Here is an 18,254-nt window from a genome sequence, read left to right on the forward strand (position 1 = left end):
CCACTAATCCTTGAATATTTATTATCATCTCACAAAGGTTTCAATATGAAATAAAGCAATTTATCTAATTTATCAAAGTGACAATTTAACATGAAAATTACAGGACTCTTAATTGGCGTTTTATTGGGTATAAATTAAGCATTAGAAAAAAATGTCAGCATATAAATAAGGATTTCTAATGAATCGCTGTGTGTTTTATAATCATACCGGATTTTTAATTTTTATATCATCATTATTATTTCCAGCAAATACATTTAATTAAAATAATAATATAGAACTAACTCTTTATTCTCTCGATTAATTATAATATCGATAATATATAATATTTAGTTTAAGTAAAATATAAACAAAAAATAACTAATTTATAAATTTTAGCCATTTTATCGATACGAAAAATAAAGTGATTATAACTTAAAAAATACAATCACTTTATTTATAAAACTACAATTTCTTATTTTAATAAAATGATAAAACATAAAGGACCATATGAAAATAATAAAAAAACCATAAGATTCCGCCGTGTTATTTTTATAAATTAGTCTTTTTTTCATATAGAGATAAAAGAAATATGAAATAATCATTTCAATTAAACAGAAAAGTAATTTAAAGATATCTTTTCTAAAGCGATTAATTTATACAATATTGAGATGAAATATACATTTTCTTTTTAAGATAAGTACGAGTTTAATGAGACTAGATAAATAATATTACCAAAAATAAGTAGCACCCCCCAAGGTTTACATCTGTATAATTAGACTTTCTTAAAGTAAACCAAAAAGAAAACAATCTGATCAAAATAACGTCTTATTGACTACTCTAATAGCACTTATGGTGAATTATAAAAAACCCAAGTTATCACTATAAAAGTCGAGGTCAAAAAACCAGCGTTTTTAGCCTCTCTTCTATGAAACTCTTTTATAAATCTTTTAAACGCGGGAGCAGCGATCTTCACCTTTTAGGCGTATCTAGCACATCCTAACGGGTTTTACAGTGCTTTTTGTGCCCATGGAAGATAAGTCTCATAGCAGCCAGAGAATACGCTGCTACTTTGAAAAAAGAGAGATTGTTATATTAAGCACCGAGGCAGTATTAAAGCCGATAATATATATCTAAATACTTTTTTATTTTATGCCATTATCATATAAGCTCATTACTCTTTTAATGAGTAATATAGTGGTTAGCGTTGACATTAATTACAATAATCCCCTCGATAACAGTAGTTTTTAGGATTTATACATCCTTTATTTTGTTACCATAGATAGCAATAATTCATGCCATAAATTTAGCTGCAATTTTTCCGCATTGATTTTTGTAAAGGAACTAATTTACAAAATATTGTTACAACATTTATCTATCGTAATAAATTGTCATCATTCACATCGTGAATACAAAGGATATGAAGTATCGTTTTAACCTCTACCTTTATTACATCCTTGTTTTCCAGTTAACAATTACGGGATCACCGTGATTTATTTCTACCATAGAATTCTATTTTTTTAGATTTCTTGTCACATTTTTAAGTTTATCTTTTTATGTAAATCTGAAAAAGACAATATACAATAACAACCATGTTCATTTCCAAGACGAATGATAACGATACATTTATTTCGCACTCAGATAATTCTCCTTCTGCTAAAATAGAGAGTTATATCCTTGACAAGGATATAACCAACTTATGCTTGGAATTATCATTTTATAGAGAGATTGAATTGATATAATTTTTTCAGTGTCATTATAAAATTACTTATTGATATCATTTAGTCTACAGAACGTTTACAAATAATTTGATAGTTTTTCAAAAGATTTTTGTGTTCTAATGATAAGTAATTAGAAACAACGTTAATCGAGCATTCATCAACTTTACTTTAGCAGACAAATTTAGCTATTTGAGCTAGATCTCATCCTACCAGAATAGGGTTCTATTTTATTAAATTAGAAATTTTACTTAAAAAAATAGACATCAATTTATCAAGCTTGAAAATTTTGCTAGATTTTTCACCAAATACATTGAAATTATTTGAGAGTATTATTTTGTCACTTACTTAAAATCTAGTATTATCAACGCAAAGCACTCAAATTAAGCCAAAATTCTATACTGCACTAAGTACCTTAATAACGACGTTTCCTTCTACCATAGCGATAGAGACCTTGTTAAATGAGTTATAAACTCCATGTTATTGTCGTTCTACCTCGTCATTTAAGTACAAAAATTTATAGTCAAATAACATAACTGCCTTCAAGTCAAATCTTCCCTCATTGCGCTTTCAATAAAAAAAGGATGCTCATCATTATTAGTATAAAACCACACTAATAGTGAATGTAATATTCCTTCTTATATCAAGTGCGTCTAATTACTATTTATAAGCTTCAATTTATTTTTATATACGGGTTAACCACAATACAAATATCGAACTTTTCTTGTTTTAAACAAAAATAATGCAGTTATTGGATGCAGATAAAAATCTTGAATATTTTACTCATCATAAATAGGTATATTTCGCTAATTTTTAGTACAAACTATTCACCACAAACAATAGTTACATTGATAATAATTACATATATAAAATATCTCCCTATTTAATCATTAGTAAATACACGTAATCAGTGTTATTTCGTAAACTTATTTTTAAAATTAATTGCATCTTTTTAAGATGATCTCTCTTATATCTTTTTCTAATATTCTTATTCTTTTATTTCATCTCACTTTTTACTGCTATGAAAATGAGAAATAAATTAATCACCTATTGAAAATATTTCCATAGAGTAGTAATAAAAAAAAGCTGCTTATAACTAAATATAAGCAGCTTTATCCGATAAAAAACTATTTAGAGTTATTGAATAACGCCAACATTCACTAGGCTGGATGTTCTGCCGCAATTTTCCAATTTATGGCACTAACACTTTTTTCTAAACTTATCCGACAAACTATCGCCTCTATCTCTTTTTGCTCGGCTGGCGTTGCTAACACTTCAGCACAAACTTCTAGCTGACATGGCATTAATGTATCGGCACTACTTAATGATTGTAATCTAACATGCAATCCATTAATTGCTTGTAAAATAAGCGTTCTGACTAAAACTTCATCATCTGCATCACAAATAATGCGTATTGAATAACGCTGCTCTATATCTGTCGCTTGATGAGGTGGTTGTGCATTAATCCGTTGTGCCGCTTCTCGTAATAAAATATTAGCGCAAAGGATCAAAAGTGTCGCAATAGTTGCCAATGGATATAAACCTAATCCGCAAAGAACACCAATTCCCGCAGAACACCAAAGTGTAGCTGCCGTATTCAGCCCGCGAATATTCATACCTTCTCGCATTATTACACCGGCACCTAAAAAACCGATCCCAGACACAATTTGTGCAGCGATCCTACCCGGACTATCGGGAGAAGTTTCTATCGAACTTAAAATAAAAACAGCGGCGCCAGTTGCAACTAACGCATTGGTTCTTAATCCCGCCATTCTTTGTCGCCATTGGCGTTCCGCACCAATTAACGCACCAAGGCACATTGCAATAATTAAATTTAAAACATAAGGAGTAATAGCCATGGAAATTTCCTCCATAAATAATGGCCAATATTTTGTGCAGATGCACAATGCTGTACTGATAAATAGCAATTGAAAATCAGTAATCAGATCTAGGAGGAGGAAATAATGAGAAAAAAACATAGCACATACATTCACCACTTACTGTGTCAGCAATGGGGAGATAAAAATTTGGGTGAGTGTATAGAAAATAGTAGAAAGTACACACTGCCCACCAGAATTGGTAAGCAGTTTTTAGCAGAGAAAACAGCTTACCTATTTTTTAGAATTAACCTACCACTTTGATTGTCCAATCTGTTTTCTCCTAACTGAAATTTGCCGAAAGTATAGGGAGTTCATTTCAATATGTAAATGAACGTTACCTAAACAAATTACTTTTGCTGTATAGGACGAACAAAAATACCGTCATCGCCCTCTTTTTCATTAAAAAACCAAATACCTTTTGGGTATTCAGGTAATGATATGAGATACATTGTACCTTCATTAAATTCTTCAATTAATACAATAGTTCCTTGACGATCTTCAATACCATCCGTTTTCACTATAACTTGATCATTAATTTGCATTTTCTCTCCTGATAAGAATTATCATTCTCTTTTCCTTTATTCTACCCATAAAGAAAAAGCCTGCCACCGTTAGGTGACAGGCTTGAAGAAAATTTTTAAAAGGCTTTAAATTACAGAGCTGTTACGTTAGCAGCAGCTGGACCTTTTGCACCGTTTTCAATTGTGAATTCAACGTTCTGGCCTTCTGCCAGAGTTTTGAAACCGTTACCTTGAATGGCAGAAAAGTGAACGAATACGTCTTTGCTTCCGTCTGCTGGAGTAATAAAACCAAAGCCTTTAGACTCGTTGAACCACTTAACTTGACCTTTCATTTTGTCAGACATGTGACTTTCCTATATATCAATAAAACGTTGCCTTCTCGGCATCTACTGGCCTGAAACACCTATAACTTATGGGCACACATGAAGAAAACGGTCAAAAAGCGATGCTGTTTAAAACTCATTTACTTAGAATGTCAATCATAAATCAGGTCTGTATTAAGGCCTTACTTATTAACGCATGAGAAAAGCTTAATAGCAATAGTTTTATGCTCTTGAAGATTAAAAAAATGCAAATTGCACATTAAAAATACAAATCATCCTCACTTTTTGTTATCGGACATAAACTTTATTTGATATTTTATATCTATTATTAACAACAACTAAGAATAGTCTCAATCAAGTTTCAATAACAGTTAAGTGCTAAATTTGAAAAAACTGTTCTACCCGCTTATCTGGTCTCCATGATAATCTATTAACAAGAAACAAGTTTGCAACATTCATCTCTTAAGGTGTTTACAATGAGTATATTAAAAGAAATCTTAGAGCGTGATCTAGATCGAATTAATCGAGCCGAAAAAAGGGATGGCAAACCACACTTTAATAGCCAGTTTTTAAAAAATCATCTTTGGCTATGTATCAGTATGGTGCTCTCTTATGTTTTACTCGCAGCATTATTAATCTACTCACCCTATTTTGGCTTGATATCACTGACTATTTTTACTGTTATGTTTTTAGTTATGGCTGGTGTTTTGCTGTTTGATATAAAGCCTGTCTATAAGTTTGAAGACATCGGGGTGCTTGATTTAAGAGTATGTTACAACGGTGAATGGTATACATTTGAAAAAATTTCAGATGAAGCAATAGATGAAATTCGCCAACATCCAGCTATTGCACAGGAAATAAAAAATGAAATTGATGATATTATTCATAAAAAGCAAGAAATTCACTTTTATGACATCTATCTAATGGCATTTGATCCAGCAATCAAACCACTCTCAACGTCGCAACTCTCCCCACAAGCATAACTTATTCTCCGTATTTACTGACCAAATACGGAGAATAACTTCTATTTTTTAACCGCTTTGTCGATAAAGCAACCAAACGGATTTTTTATCCACTTTTAGCGTTGACACTCTGATATATCATCGCTATTATGCGCCTCGTTCTCATGAAGAACCCAATTCCTCCATAGTTCAGTTGGTAGAACGGCGGACTGTTAATCCGTATGTCACTGGTTCGAGTCCAGTTGGAGGAGCCAGATTTAGAAAAGCCCGCTTAATGCGGGCTTTTTGCTATCTATCATTTATTAATCACTATCATTACGCTTTATCTTTTTCTTTCACTCTTTTTCTAAGTTGTCTTTTCTTTATATAGATAATGCAATAATGCTCTGTTTATAATCTCACTGGCTTTTATTGGTTATTTACAATCTCATGTTCAAGATGTTTTTTATAAGCTTCAATATCCTGCTCAATTTGAGGCTGCTTAACCACATCAAAACAACCGAATGTTTTTAATGCATCCATCCCCAAGAATTGATTCGCTTTATGGAATGGAAAGTAAACCATATCTATCCCCTTACCTTCAAAGAACTGATTTTGCTCTTCAAATGACTCAAAAGGTGCATTCCAAGTAACTGATAGTAAATATTTTTTATTCTGAAGCAACCCACCAGAGCCATATTTTTTAGTCGCGTCTTTACGTGTTCTACCATCATCAATAAACATTTTGCCGTGACCCGCACTAAATACGTCATCGATATATTTTTTTAAAATCCAGGGACCTTCCATCCACCATGCTGGCATTTGATAAATAATCACATCAGCCCATAAATATTTTGCCACTTCCGTATCATTATCATATCCATCATCTATACGCGTGGATTTCACATTGATTGAATATGAAGATAATAGTGATGTTGCGACCTCAACTAAATGGTCGTTTAGTTTCCCTTCTGAACCATCAAACTCTTTTGAGGCATTAACAATAAAAACATTGGTCACAATGGACTCCCTATTAATACAAGAAATAATAATGAGAATAACTCTAACTCAATCATCCATAGTAGCCTTAACTCATTTATCCATGATTCTTGCCTAATTATCCAAATATACTGTTCGAGATTGATTTTCTTTTAGTCGCTGCACATCCTTTAGCGGGGATAATCCAAACAAGCGATGGTACTCTCGACTAAATTGAGAAGGACTTTCATATCCCACAATAAATGCAGCTTGTGCGGCATCAACTGTTTCAATCAGCATCACTCTTCGTGCTTCATTAAGTCGTAACCATTTTTGGTATTGTAAGGGGGTCATGCCGATTCGATTTTTAAAATGGTAATGAAAAGAAGAAGTACTCATACCCACCAACATGGTTAAATCTTCAATTTTGATAGATTGGCGATAGTGCTGTTTTATCCAATCAAGTGCATCACTTATTTGACGACAAGACGTACTTTGTGAAGAAAGTAACTGCTGGCGAGCACCTTCAGTTGATCTTAATAGATAATAAAGGATCTCTTTTTGAATAAGTGGCGCAATAAAAGGGGCATCTTCAGGTGTATCAATTAAGTTAATCAACCTTGTAACTGCTTGTAAAATAGGTGCGGTAACGTGAACAACTTGCTGAGCTTGTTGCTGGTGATCCTCTTTCATCAATTGAAATTTATTTTCCGCAAGAAGTTCTGGTAGCAAAGAGAGATCTAACCTTAAAAGCACCGCTAGAAATGGTAGCTCTTTTGAAGCTTGGCACACACTGGCAAACGTTGGAATATCTGATGAAGTCAGCAACATATTCATAGGATGATAGCAGTGTGTAGCTTGTCCTATTATTACCCTTTTTTTCCCTTGTGCAGCTATTGCCAAACTAGGCTCATACATCCACCCTTCTGGTTCTGTTGTTGTGGTATAGCGGCATAACGCAAGATTTGAAACAGTTGTATCCCATCCACCTTCATTTTCTTGAGTATGCCTAATCAGCGTTTTTTTGAATTGTTCAAATTCAGCCAAAATAGGTGTTGGTAATTGTGTTGTATCCATAAAAGCACCGAAATATTTGATATGTTTTAAACGCTGTCATAATTGTATATTTAAATTTGAGTAAAAAATCCTCTTTTTAAAAAGTGAAATTTTTACTTTCTTTTATATGCCATCTGTTTTTCAGATTAAATTTAAAGTAAACATAAAAACAACTATAGATAACCATCTATTTTTTATACATTTTTGTTAAAAAAGAAACAAAACGATGCACTCTTGAGCGAACAGTCATTTATTTCATTTTTTTACTTTACAAGGTGACAGAGGATGGCTATTATTCGCCTCGTTCTCACGAGAATGTAATTCCTCCATAGTTCAGTTGGTAGAACGGCGGACTGTTAATCCGTATGTCACTGGTTCGAGTCCAGTTGGAGGAGCCAAATTTTAAAACCCGCCTAGTGCGGGTTTTTGCTTTTCTTATCTCAGCTCAGTCCGTTTATCTTTAGTCCTGTATTATTTTTTTCTCTCTTTTTATTACTCTTTAAGTATTCACAGCCAAAATAACGAGCTCCACACTTCTCAAAACGACTTTTTTTCATACAAAATAGATAAATTAGTTATTTTTTAACCACTTAAACCATTATTTTACTTTTTTTACTTTACAAGCTCCACCAGCCTCGCTATTATTCGTCTCGTTCTCGTTCTCGTTCTCGCAAGAGCACAATTCCTCCATAGTTCAGTTGGTAGAACGGCGGACTGTTAATCCGTATGTCACTGGTTCGAGTCCAGTTGGAGGAGCCAAATTTAAGAACCCGCCTAGTGCGGGTTTTTGTTTTTATACTGTCTATATCCCTACTTTACTTTATTCCCTAACTTCCTATTTTATCTGCCTCTGTTTTACTGCCTTAGATATTTTTCCTAGGATCTATTATTTATTAACTCGTTTCTTGATAAACCATCCCTTCAGTTAATAACATTACAACCGCTCTTTTTTAGCGTGTTTGATTTGAAACTATTCAATCTGTTGGTTATCTATTCATTTAAACCAATATCCGACGATTGCCCTTTGACATCCTCTTTTTACCGCTATATGATACACGCCACTTAATGCAATTCCTCCATAGTTCAGTTGGTAGAACGGCGGACTGTTAATCCGTATGTCACTGGTTCGAGTCCAGTTGGAGGAGCCATTTCCATTTGTGTCACCCTCGTAACCTTTTGATTTTACTCTCTGTTTTACCTTACACTACACTTTTATAAATAATAAAAAACACCATTAAATGGTAGCTATTTAATCGTTTTCGTTCTATCATTTTATCCCGGCTTGACTATCTATATAGTCCAATCCAATCCTGAATCTTTCGATTTTCCTAAGACACACGGAGCCGGTATATGACCACTGCACAACCTATCTCTATCACCATCCGCCGTCCTGACGATTGGCATGTTCATTTTCGTGATGATGACATGCTAAAAACCGTAGTTCCTTATACCAGTCGTTATTTTGGCAGAGCCATTGTAATGCCAAACCTTGTTCCACCCGTTACTACCATTGAAGCAGCTCGAGCCTATCGTGACCGTATTAAAGCGGCTATTCCTACAGGCGATCAGTTTGAACCACTAATGACGTGTTATCTTACTGATAGCACACTGCCTTCAGAAGTTGAACAAGGCTTTTTACAAGGTGTTTTCACCGCTTGTAAACTTTATCCTGCTAATGCCACAACTAATTCTAGCCATGGTGTTTCCGATATCACAAAAATTTATCCTATATTAAGTGTGATGGAAAAAATCGGCATGCCGCTACTTATTCATGGTGAAGTAACCGCTGCAGAGATAGATATTTTTGATAGAGAAGCTCGTTTTATTGACAGTGTTATGTCGCCAGTACGCCAGCAATTTCCTGAACTAAAAATTGTTTTTGAGCATATCACGACAAAAGAAGCAGCTCAGTATGTATTAGATGGAAATCAATATCTTGGCGCAACAATCACACCTCAACATTTGATGTTTAATCGTAATCATATGTTAGTTGGTGGTGTTAAACCTCATTTATACTGCTTACCAATCCTTAAACGTAATATTCACCAAGAAGCACTCAGACAAGCCGTAGCATCTGGTCACTCTCGCTTTTTCTTAGGGACTGATTCAGCACCACACTTACAGCATCGTAAAGAGTCTTCATGTGGTTGCGCCGGTGTCTTTAATGCCCCTACTGCACTTGCAGCTTATGCAACTGTATTTAAAGAACTTAATGCATTAAAACACTTTGAAGCCTTCTGCTCTCTTAACGGACCTCGTTTTTATGGATTACCTGTTAATGAAGGCACCATTACATTAACAGAGAAATCGGTACAAGCCCCGGCTAAAATTCTTTGTGATAACGAGCCTCTAATACCTTTCTTAGCAAATGAAAATGTTTATTGGGAAATTACTACTAATTAATAATCTTCCTTGATATTTTCTTTTCAATGCGCCATATATCTGTAATAGTAGATTAATGGCGCATTTCTCTTTTTATCTGAGCCAGCACACACTTTTTTATTACAACAAAAATTTTCCTTTTTAATCACAATAGATCTCGTATACTGAAAAGTAACCACATCTGTGGGAGCTTCTCTCTTAGTCAAAACCGGTTGTATGATTAGGAGGTATCATGAGTAGAAAAAATGAAGTTATTCAGACTCACCCTGTTGTAGGCTGGGATATCAGTACCGTTGACATCTACGATGCCATGATGTTGCGTTTACACTATCTTCCTGAAAACGAACATCATCCTGAAAATGCAGTTGTAGATAAAACACTTTGGCTCACAACAGATGTTGCAAAGCAGTTGATTCATATTCTCCAAGCTGGTATCGATAAAATTGAGTCATCTGAAGACTCTGTTTCAGACAACACCAAGCATTAATAAGAAAATGTCAAAAGATATAGAACGCAAAGCAGGAGTACAATGTACTCCTGTTCTCATTTACATATCCCATAAACATTTTCATATATCCTTATTATTTTCATAGCATTAGTAAATATGATAATAATATTATTAAATAATAAATATTCATTAAATAGCAGAATAATTATATTTTTTTTATTCGATATATCTTTCACAAAATAATATATAAGCCGAATTGACACCAAACCAAGTTATCTCTATTTTAATAAATAAAGAAAGAAGCTAACAAGGAAGTTATTTGTGAAAGTATTAATTATTGATAAATGTTATTTTACTCGCAATGGAATACGCTGTTTCTTATCTCAAAAGAATTCAAAGCATGAAATTATTGATACCTCATCAATTAAAAATGCAAATAATTATATAAATAGTTCAATGCCAGACATCATTTTTATTAATCTTACAAAATACTGTCGAGAAACATCGCATTGCGAACATCTTCAATATTTCTTTCTTTCGACTAAACAGTGTCGACTTTATCTTTATATAGATGCCAACTACCCAGACAAAGAAAGACCTATCGCATTGACAAATAACTGTTTTATTCTACCAAAAAGGATCCTCTCTTGGGTTCTTGATAAAACATCGTTACTAACATCTCGTAGCCAAGTTGTCTTCCCAACCTATAATCACTCTTTATGCTCTATATTTAGTACTCAAGAGCAAAAAATTATTAATTATTGGATGAATGAATTACCAAATCACCAAATAGCTAAGAAACTGAAAATTAGCAATAGTACGGTTTACTCACACAAAAGACATATAACAGAAAAAATCAACGTCAAAAACAGAATAGAACTATTTTTTATCTATAACATACTTAAATATATTTATGAAAAGTAAACATATAGAAATAATTATGTAAATATAATAACCGCATTAACTTTAACAATATTTAATAAAATATAAAACAATTAGAAAAAAACAGAAAAGAATGACAAAAGAGTGGCAAAAAAAGAAAAGTAAAAAAGGAGTCCATTTCCTATAGTTACTCACTGTAAATTTGATGGCAATTGGGCGTGTGAACCATCTGAATGAATATAAACAATTAAAATAAACAATTAAATATGTAGGGCATAACGTTATTATTAAATATGATTAATAATAAATAATAACGTTACTAATAAAATGTTAGGGCACCTACTTAGCACCCTAACATTTTAGACTAATACACTAATACAACGTTAAGCAATACGTTCAATTTTTGCAGGTAATCCCTGACGAACAGAAGCCCCTGAAACCCAATCTAACCAAGTATTGCTGATTTCTCTTGTTGGATCTGCAAATCCTAAATCATTTAAGTTGATACCATTACCAATACCTTTATCCATCGGTAATGGCTGCTCATCTAAATAATGTTGGCGTGAACCTAATTCCTGATGACCATAACCATGTTCTATTGCTAAAACTCCCGGCATAACACCATCAAGCAAGCTAATTTCAGCTTCTACTTGACCACCTGGTGTTACAATTCGAACTTTATCACCATGGTTAACACCCAATTTTTTACCGTCTTGAGGGTTAATTGCCACCAAATTTGTCGGTTTAACCATTCTTAAACGTTGGATCATTCCCGTTGAGCTACTTACCACATGAGATTTAAATGACATCAATTTAAGTGGCCATTGATTCTCAGGATAGTGCTGATGAATATCACTACCATCAGATAAACGTGGTGGATAGTAAGTCGGACAACCGCTATAACGTTCACCTGTGATTGCATGGTGATTTTTAGCTACTTCTTCATTCCAAATTTGCAGTGGTTGTTTCCATTGCGGTCCTGTGGCATCACCATTCCAAGCTTTCTCATAAGGTGCAAAACGTCCACCTCGGGTATAAATATAAGCGACTCGAAGTACTTCTTCACTTTTCAATGTCGACGTCATTGCGGGTAAAATACGATCTACACCACTTAATAAAATGTCTTCATTGGTTGCTGGAGCAACAGGTTTCTCACCCATAAATGCCATATTGGCAGCAACACGCAAATAATAATCTTCTGCACTGTTAATCGGATAGAAATTACCCTCCATATCTTCAATCGCTTTATCACCAAAACCTGGTAAATTCAGTGCCTTAGCTATTGCGATACAGAAAGTTTCCATTGAAATAGGCTGTCCATCTGCGGTTTTAGCAACACGAGGTTCAATAATCGGCCAACGCGCTGTACTTGCTTTGACCTGAACACCAGACCACGGAGCACTAAAACCCCAGCTTTCAAAGTTATGCGTATCAGGAACAATATAGTCTGCCAGTGCTGTGGTTTCATTCATAAACGCATCAACACCAATAATTAATGGCAAATGTTTTGGATCTTTAAGGCGTTCTTCCATTACTTGGCGAATACCCGCAATGCCATAAACAGGGTTAGTCATATTGGTTATCCATGCTTTTAATGAATAGGGATAACCAGCTAATGCTGAACCTAATTGTTCTGTTAATTGCCCTGCGGCAAACGGATACCATGGCGCTTTTGCCGGATAAGGCGATTCGCCTTTTTCTACACGCTCACGATACTCATCTGATTTTTCATATGCTGCTTTACTACGGGATAACACCATGCCTTTAGGTTTAACTTTACCTTTGTAGCTATCCATTTTGTAGCAAGGACCATCCGTTGCACCATTAAACTTACCACCACCAACAGATACGCCACCTTTTAGGTTTAAGTTTCCTATTAGTGCGTTAAGCATAATAACGCTCCACGATGTATAGAAACCATTACCACTCATCATACCGCCATGAGAGATAACCGCAGCTTTACGTCCATAATTAGTAAACTCACGACCAAGTACTTCTATTGTTTTTTCTGGTACGTGGCAACGTTCACTATATTCAGCCAATGTCATACGTTTAGCGGCTTCATCAAGTAACTGAAAACTCGATTTTACGGTAACTTCAGCGCCTGTTTTTAATGTAACTTTATGTGTTGCAAATAATTGTGCACGATCAAGTTTTGTTGCTGGTGTTAATTCACCATCGAGTGACAGAACTAAGTTTACTTCTTCACCCTCAGCAACATCACCAAAATGCGCAGTCGTTAACATTTGACCTGAAAGTGGATGCTTTTCATCGCTAATAACGAGATGCGTTGCGTTAGTCCAACTTTTCTCACCTACATTTTGCATTGAGATTTCACTAGGTACTGATAAATACTCAGCGTTATAGCGTTTATTCTCAATGATCCAGCGGATCATTCCCATCACTAATGCAGCATCAGTACCCGGTTGTACTGGTACCCAATGTCCATGATCATTCGCTAACGTTGTGGTTAATGGTAATGCGGGTGCCACAACAACATAGTTAAAAGAGTCACGAATACGTGCATTCGCAAGCTGACGACCTTGACGTTTAAATGGATTGCCTGATTGTGCAGGTGATGTACCTAAAAATAGTGCGAACTCTACATAATCCCAATCTGGTTTTACGTGGGCATTTTTATCTAGGTCATTCATTAATGCACCAGAACCCGCACGATACGCTAATCCACAATAGGAGCCATGAGCACCAAAGTTTTTACTACCAAACGAGTTTTGAGCAAAACGACGAATAAACGTATCTCGCCCATCATCACCGGCATTTGTCACTAGAAGTTGGTTAGCCAAAGGCCCTAAAGAAGGTTGTTTAGGATCAATAGGTGTTTCTAAATCACGAATAGCGCGTAAGCCATCAACATGACCTTCACCAAATAGATCACCACCTTCGATAACTTCTTGAATAAGCTGTTCGAAACTAATACGTTTCCACTTACCTTCACCACGTTTACCTACTCGTTTCATTGGTTCTAAAATACGTGTTGGACTATCGAGGCTTTCCATCATCGTTGCACCACGAGCACAAGCCGTGGAACGATTTTCTAATCCACTCTCTCCACCCATTTTTTCAAAGGCTTCTTTTATTGGCATGTTATAGCCAAAATGGTGGTCATGAGAAAGTGGATGATAAGGGTTACCTGCAATACGCAATACTTTGTTGTTCTCTCTATCAACACGAGCACGAACACCACATTGCGTCCAGCAACCAAAACATTGAGTCATACAAACCGCTTGGTCTGTATTAGGTTGCCAAACTGCACCTTTAGCAACTTTACCTTCTGGTAATAATGAGTTCCCGTTGATCCTATCGAGTGTCACTTTTCCTGATGTGCCATCAACGAGACCATCTACGGCACGTTTAGCAACATCGCGGTAACTGGTAGCAAATGCGGCGATACCACCGATAACCAATCCACCTTTAAGCCATTGACGTCTTGTAAACTTAGCCATGCTGTACTCTCCTGACAACCCAACGAATACTTTCTCTGAATATAATAGTTAACGCTATCCAAAGCCCGAATGTACCAATGATTGCTAATAGCCCGTCATTACCTAACGGAAATTCATAAGGGTTTGTAATAATGTTATATTTTGGAATATATTGGCTACCCATCAACATTAACCAGCGTAATGCCCACGCTAATCCCATTGATACTAATGCCATTGCGGTAATAAAGAGCACTGAGCGTGCTTGCATTGCCATTGAAGCACCCATTGCGACAGAGATAATCCATAACGCGATAATCCCCATTGCACACCACCAGCCCAAACTATCAAATACTAATTGTTCTCTGATTGCAGCACCTGAAATAGTATCCCCTGCAATCCAAAAACCTGTACATACGGCTAATAGCATTAATGAACTAATAAACCACATTGCTAATTCACGTTGATGAACGGGTTCACGGCGTGTACCTAAAGCAAGCAGTGTTGGAACGACTTGCATCGCACTAAAGAACAGTAATATTGGTAGCCAGTAGGTATACAGCACTGGACGCGCTTTTAAGATAGAGGCTTCTCGACCTGTATATAACAGCAAACCAATTGCCGTTAATGCACAAGCAAGTGCAACCCAACGGGTTAATTTGTATTCACGCTTCCAAACTAAACGCACCACCATTGCCGCAAAATAAAGCATACTGAATGCAGAAAAGAGTGGTAATAATATAGAGCCCCATGCCATCCACGACCAAGGTGTTGGATAAGCATAGAAATGCCAAACACGTGCGGTTTGGTGTAAATCTGCGGTTAATGCAAGAGGTGCTGTGATCCCTGCTGTTACAGCAATAAAAACCGCAACCGCTTCTAAGCGCTGATTACTCGCACTGCCTTTCCAACATTGCCAGCAAGCGTAAAGCGTTGCACAACAAGCAATACCGATAAAAAAGAAATATTGCACAGCCCAAGGCAACCAGAAGTATTCTTGAGGAATAGCCATCACTTCTTGAATTTGAGAGACTTGCGGGATCATGAGTGAACCTCCTGCCATAATGCGGGTTGCCCCTGACCAATTAATGGTTGTACGAATGCATCATCTAAGCCGAGATAGAACACTTGCGGCGCGGTACCACTTTCTGGTTTTAATACCTTAAGTTCTTTTTCATGGGTACGAATCATTTTGCTTATCGTACTTGTTGGGTCTTTCATATCACCAATAATACGCGCACCACCGACACAAGATTCAACACAAGCGGGTAATAAGCCCACTTCTAAGCGATGTGCACAGAAAGTACATTTATCTGCCGTTTGCGTAGAGTGATTAATAAAACGGGCATCGTAAGGGCATGCTTGAACACAATAAGCACAACCAACACAGCGTTCGTTATCAACAACAACAATGCCATCTTTACGTTGAAAAGTAGCTTGAACTGGGCAAACAGGAACACAAGGAGGCTCGTCACAATGGTTACATAATCTTGGCAATAGGACGTTGGTAATTCCCTCCTGCCCCTTGATAGCAACCTGATATTGGTTTACTGTCGTTCTGAATTGTCCTTGCGGTGTCTGATTTTCAATATTACAACTCACAGTGCAGGACTGGCATCCTACACAGCGACGTAAATCGATCAGCATACCATAACGCTTATCATCCGAACCTTCACGACGCTCTGGTGATAACTTAATGCCAGCTTGCGCGAAAGGAACAAGCGAAGCACCTGCAGTAAGGACCCCTAATTGTTGTAAGAGTTTTCGTTTTCCAAGATCCATATTTGTCTCCAGTATCACTCAGTAAGTACATGTCGTAATGAGCGAAGGGAATAGAAAGTAAAATGTTAAGGGCATTGTAAAAATTACCGAGGAATTCACCTATTGTGGTTTACCACATACCGGGTATGAATTTGATCCAAAACAATATTTAACATTAGATATTTATGAAGACAAAACAGACAATTGGGGTTAAGTACATCATTGCAATGTGCCTAATGCTGCTATTATTTTCATTTCCATTACATGCAAAAGAGTGGACGGTTGGTGTATTAGCGTTACGGGGAGATGCCTCAACCCAAAGACACTGGCAACCATTAATCGAAACACTTAACGAACAGTTTCCAACAGAAAACTTCACCTTGTTGCCATTAAATTTACAAGAAATGAAACAAGCAGTGGCTCAAAAAAATGTCGATTTTCTGCTCACCAATCCGGCTCAGTTTGTGCAACTTGATAATGCCTTCCCACTGCGTTGGTTACTCTCTTTACGTTCTAATTATGAGCCTGATAACACCACAAGAAATGTTATTGGCAGCCTAATTTTAGTGCGCAATGACAGTCCAATAACCTCGATTCATGAATTAATAGGAAAGCGCGTAGGTGCCATCGCACCAGATGCTTTTGGTGGTTATCTTTTAGGATATAAAGCACTACGTGAAAAAGGTGTTGATCCTGACAAAGATTTTACTTTACGTTTTTCTGGTTTTCCTGCCGACGCCTTACTTTATCAACTGCGTGATAACGATATTAATGCTGCAATTATTCCTGTCTGTTTATTAGAAAATATGGATAACGAAGGATTAGTTCGTAAAAGTGATTTTCGCCCTCTTATTTCTTATAAAACCAAAACGCCTTGTTTAACGAGTACACCGCTTTATCCCAATTGGTCATTTGCCGCATTAGATACAGTGCCGGATGAATTAGTCGATAAAGTAACTCGTACCCTACTTATGGATGAAAGCAAACCTAAAATGAAATGGGGAGCCCCTGCATCTCATACTCAGGTAGAAAATTTGCTAAGAGAAGTTAATCAACATCCTCAACAGAGGCAACTTTGGCAAGATGTAAAAATATGGGCGATTCAACATCGCTTTATTCTGGCACTCTCTTTTTGTGGTGTTCTCTTTTTAATACTCAATCAAGTGTGGGTAAGCTTTTTAGTGAGACGCAGAAGCCGTCAATTAGAACAAGCACATAATCGATTAAGAAAACATAAAGAAGAGCTAGAGCAAGCACAACGTTTAAATATTTTAGGTGAAATGGCATCGGGATTTGCACATGAACTTAACCAACCACTTTCGGCAATTAAAAGCTACGCGCAAGGTAGTGTGATCCGCTTACAAAAAGAGAATGAATCTCATCCTTTACTACCCGCTTTACAACAAATAGACAAACAAGCTCAGCGTGGTGCAGATATTATTAGAAATCTCCGTTTATGGGTTGGAAAGCACTCCTCTAATATGGAGAATATACCTTTAGTAGAGCAAAATATCGCAACGTGTATTCAGCATATTTGGCAGTTATTGCGAGTAGAGGAAAAATATCCTCAGGTTTCGCTTATCACCCATATTGATGAGCATGATACATTGTGCTTACCTGAAACATTATTAGAGCAAATATTATCTAATTTAATCACTAATAGCCTGCAAGCGGGTACTGAAACACTAAAAATCAGTACACACAAAGCACCTGACAGATTATTAATTGTTATTGAAGATGATGCAGGTGGAATGAGCCATAGCCAACTAGAACAACCATTTTCACCATTCCAAACCACAAAAACAGAAGGTCTTGGATTAGGTTTAGTGATTTGCCAGCGTTTATTACTCTCGCAAGGCGCTGATATTCATATTGATAATCAGACCAATGAAAATAATAAAGTTGGGATAAAAATCACTTTGATTTTCCCGAAAAAAAATTAATAACG

At 36.0% G+C, this 18,254-nt stretch carries 14 protein-coding genes and 4 tRNA genes; 10 read left to right on the top strand and 8 right to left on the bottom strand.

All coding sequences use genetic code 11. The annotated features are described in order from the left end of the window. Positions 1-2,854: 2,854 nt before the first annotated feature. Entirely contained in the window at positions 2,855-3,553 is a 699-nt protein-coding gene (locus tag ABN099_RS02955) for an MgtC family protein (protein WP_349462200.1), read from the bottom strand. A gap of 105 nt (positions 3,554-3,658) precedes the next feature. On the opposite strand from ABN099_RS02955, the gene ABN099_RS02960 reads away from it, so the two are divergent. Next, positions 3,659-3,835: a hypothetical protein gene (locus ABN099_RS02960; protein WP_349462201.1), complete on the top strand. Its 177-nt coding sequence runs from the start codon at positions 3,659-3,661 to the stop codon at positions 3,833-3,835. Between the two features lie 86 nt (positions 3,836-3,921). Here the strand turns inward: ABN099_RS02960 and dsrB are convergent, their stop codons facing one another. Next, entirely contained in the window at positions 3,922-4,116 is a 195-nt protein-coding gene (gene dsrB / locus ABN099_RS02965) for a protein DsrB (protein WP_349462202.1), read from the bottom strand. Between the two features lie 110 nt (positions 4,117-4,226). Further along, a complete protein-coding gene (gene cspE, locus ABN099_RS02970; protein ID WP_004243573.1) occupies positions 4,227-4,439 on the bottom strand; it encodes a transcription antiterminator/RNA stability regulator CspE in 213 nt (70 codons plus the stop codon). A gap of 455 nt (positions 4,440-4,894) precedes the next feature. On the opposite strand from cspE, the gene ABN099_RS02975 reads away from it, so the two are divergent. Together ABN099_RS02975 and ABN099_RS02980 are read left to right on the top strand one after the other, a co-directional pair. Continuing rightward, positions 4,895-5,401 (top strand): YlaC family protein, encoded by a 507-nt coding sequence (locus ABN099_RS02975; protein WP_349462203.1) that lies wholly within the window; start codon positions 4,895-4,897, stop codon positions 5,399-5,401. Positions 5,402-5,558: 157 nt separating this feature from the next. Continuing rightward, positions 5,559-5,634: transfer RNA gene (locus ABN099_RS02980), tRNA-Asn, on the top strand. Between the two features lie 154 nt (positions 5,635-5,788). Here the strand turns inward: ABN099_RS02980 and ABN099_RS02985 are convergent. Beyond that, a complete protein-coding gene (locus ABN099_RS02985; RefSeq protein WP_349462204.1) occupies positions 5,789-6,379 on the bottom strand; it encodes an NAD(P)H-dependent oxidoreductase in 591 nt (196 codons plus the stop codon). A gap of 93 nt (positions 6,380-6,472) precedes the next feature. Further along, positions 6,473-7,414, bottom strand: coding sequence for an AraC family transcriptional regulator (locus tag ABN099_RS02990; RefSeq protein ID WP_349462205.1), 942 nt, complete (start codon positions 7,412-7,414; stop codon positions 6,473-6,475). Positions 7,415-7,715: 301 nt separating this feature from the next. Here ABN099_RS02990 and ABN099_RS02995 point away from each other — a divergent pair. From ABN099_RS02995 to ABN099_RS03020, 6 genes are all read left to right on the top strand, one after another. After that, positions 7,716-7,791 (top strand) — tRNA-Asn (locus tag ABN099_RS02995). A 285-nt stretch (positions 7,792-8,076) separates the two neighbouring features. After that, positions 8,077-8,152 (top strand) — tRNA-Asn (locus ABN099_RS03000). A gap of 313 nt (positions 8,153-8,465) precedes the next feature. Beyond that, positions 8,466-8,541, top strand: a tRNA-Asn gene (locus tag ABN099_RS03005). A gap of 202 nt (positions 8,542-8,743) precedes the next feature. Beyond that, positions 8,744-9,796, top strand: coding sequence for a dihydroorotase (pyrC, locus tag ABN099_RS03010; protein WP_349462206.1), 1,053 nt, complete (start codon positions 8,744-8,746; stop codon positions 9,794-9,796). Between the two features lie 211 nt (positions 9,797-10,007). Next, on the top strand, positions 10,008-10,262 hold the full coding sequence (bssS, locus tag ABN099_RS03015) for a biofilm formation regulator BssS (protein ID WP_349462207.1): 255 nt from the start codon (positions 10,008-10,010) through the stop codon (positions 10,260-10,262). Between the two features lie 282 nt (positions 10,263-10,544). After that, positions 10,545-11,147 (top strand): LuxR C-terminal-related transcriptional regulator, encoded by a 603-nt coding sequence (locus ABN099_RS03020; protein WP_349462208.1) that lies wholly within the window; start codon positions 10,545-10,547, stop codon positions 11,145-11,147. Positions 11,148-11,488: 341 nt separating this feature from the next. Here the strand turns inward: ABN099_RS03020 and ttrA are convergent, their stop codons facing one another. Genes ttrA through ttrB form a run of 3 tightly spaced genes read right to left on the bottom strand, consistent with a single transcriptional unit; the run spans position 11,489 to position 16,327 of the window. Beyond that, the gene (gene ttrA / locus ABN099_RS03025) at positions 11,489-14,569 is read right to left on the bottom strand and encodes a tetrathionate reductase subunit TtrA (protein WP_349462209.1); all 3,081 of its coding nucleotides are present in this window, start codon (positions 14,567-14,569) and stop codon (positions 11,489-11,491) included. Next, positions 14,562-15,590 carry a tetrathionate reductase subunit TtrC gene (gene ttrC / locus ABN099_RS03030; protein WP_349462210.1) on the bottom strand — a complete coding sequence of 343 codons (1,029 nt, stop codon included), beginning with the start codon at positions 15,588-15,590 and terminating at the stop codon, positions 14,562-14,564. Before ttrC ends, ttrA begins: the two co-directional genes overlap by 8 nt. Beyond that, positions 15,587-16,327: a tetrathionate reductase subunit TtrB gene (ttrB, locus tag ABN099_RS03035; protein WP_349462211.1), complete on the bottom strand. Its 741-nt coding sequence runs from the start codon at positions 16,325-16,327 to the stop codon at positions 15,587-15,589. The genes ttrC and ttrB overlap by 4 nt, the downstream gene beginning before the upstream one ends. 164 nt (positions 16,328-16,491) lie before the next feature. Between ttrB and ttrS the strand changes: the two genes are divergently transcribed. Beyond that, positions 16,492-18,249, top strand: coding sequence for a tetrathionate respiration histidine kinase TtrS (ttrS, locus tag ABN099_RS03040; RefSeq protein ID WP_349462212.1), 1,758 nt, complete (start codon positions 16,492-16,494; stop codon positions 18,247-18,249). Positions 18,250-18,254: the final 5 nt, after the last annotated feature.

The organism is Proteus hauseri (assembly GCF_040139125.1).
Classification (GTDB): domain Bacteria; phylum Pseudomonadota; class Gammaproteobacteria; order Enterobacterales; family Enterobacteriaceae; genus Proteus; species Proteus hauseri_B.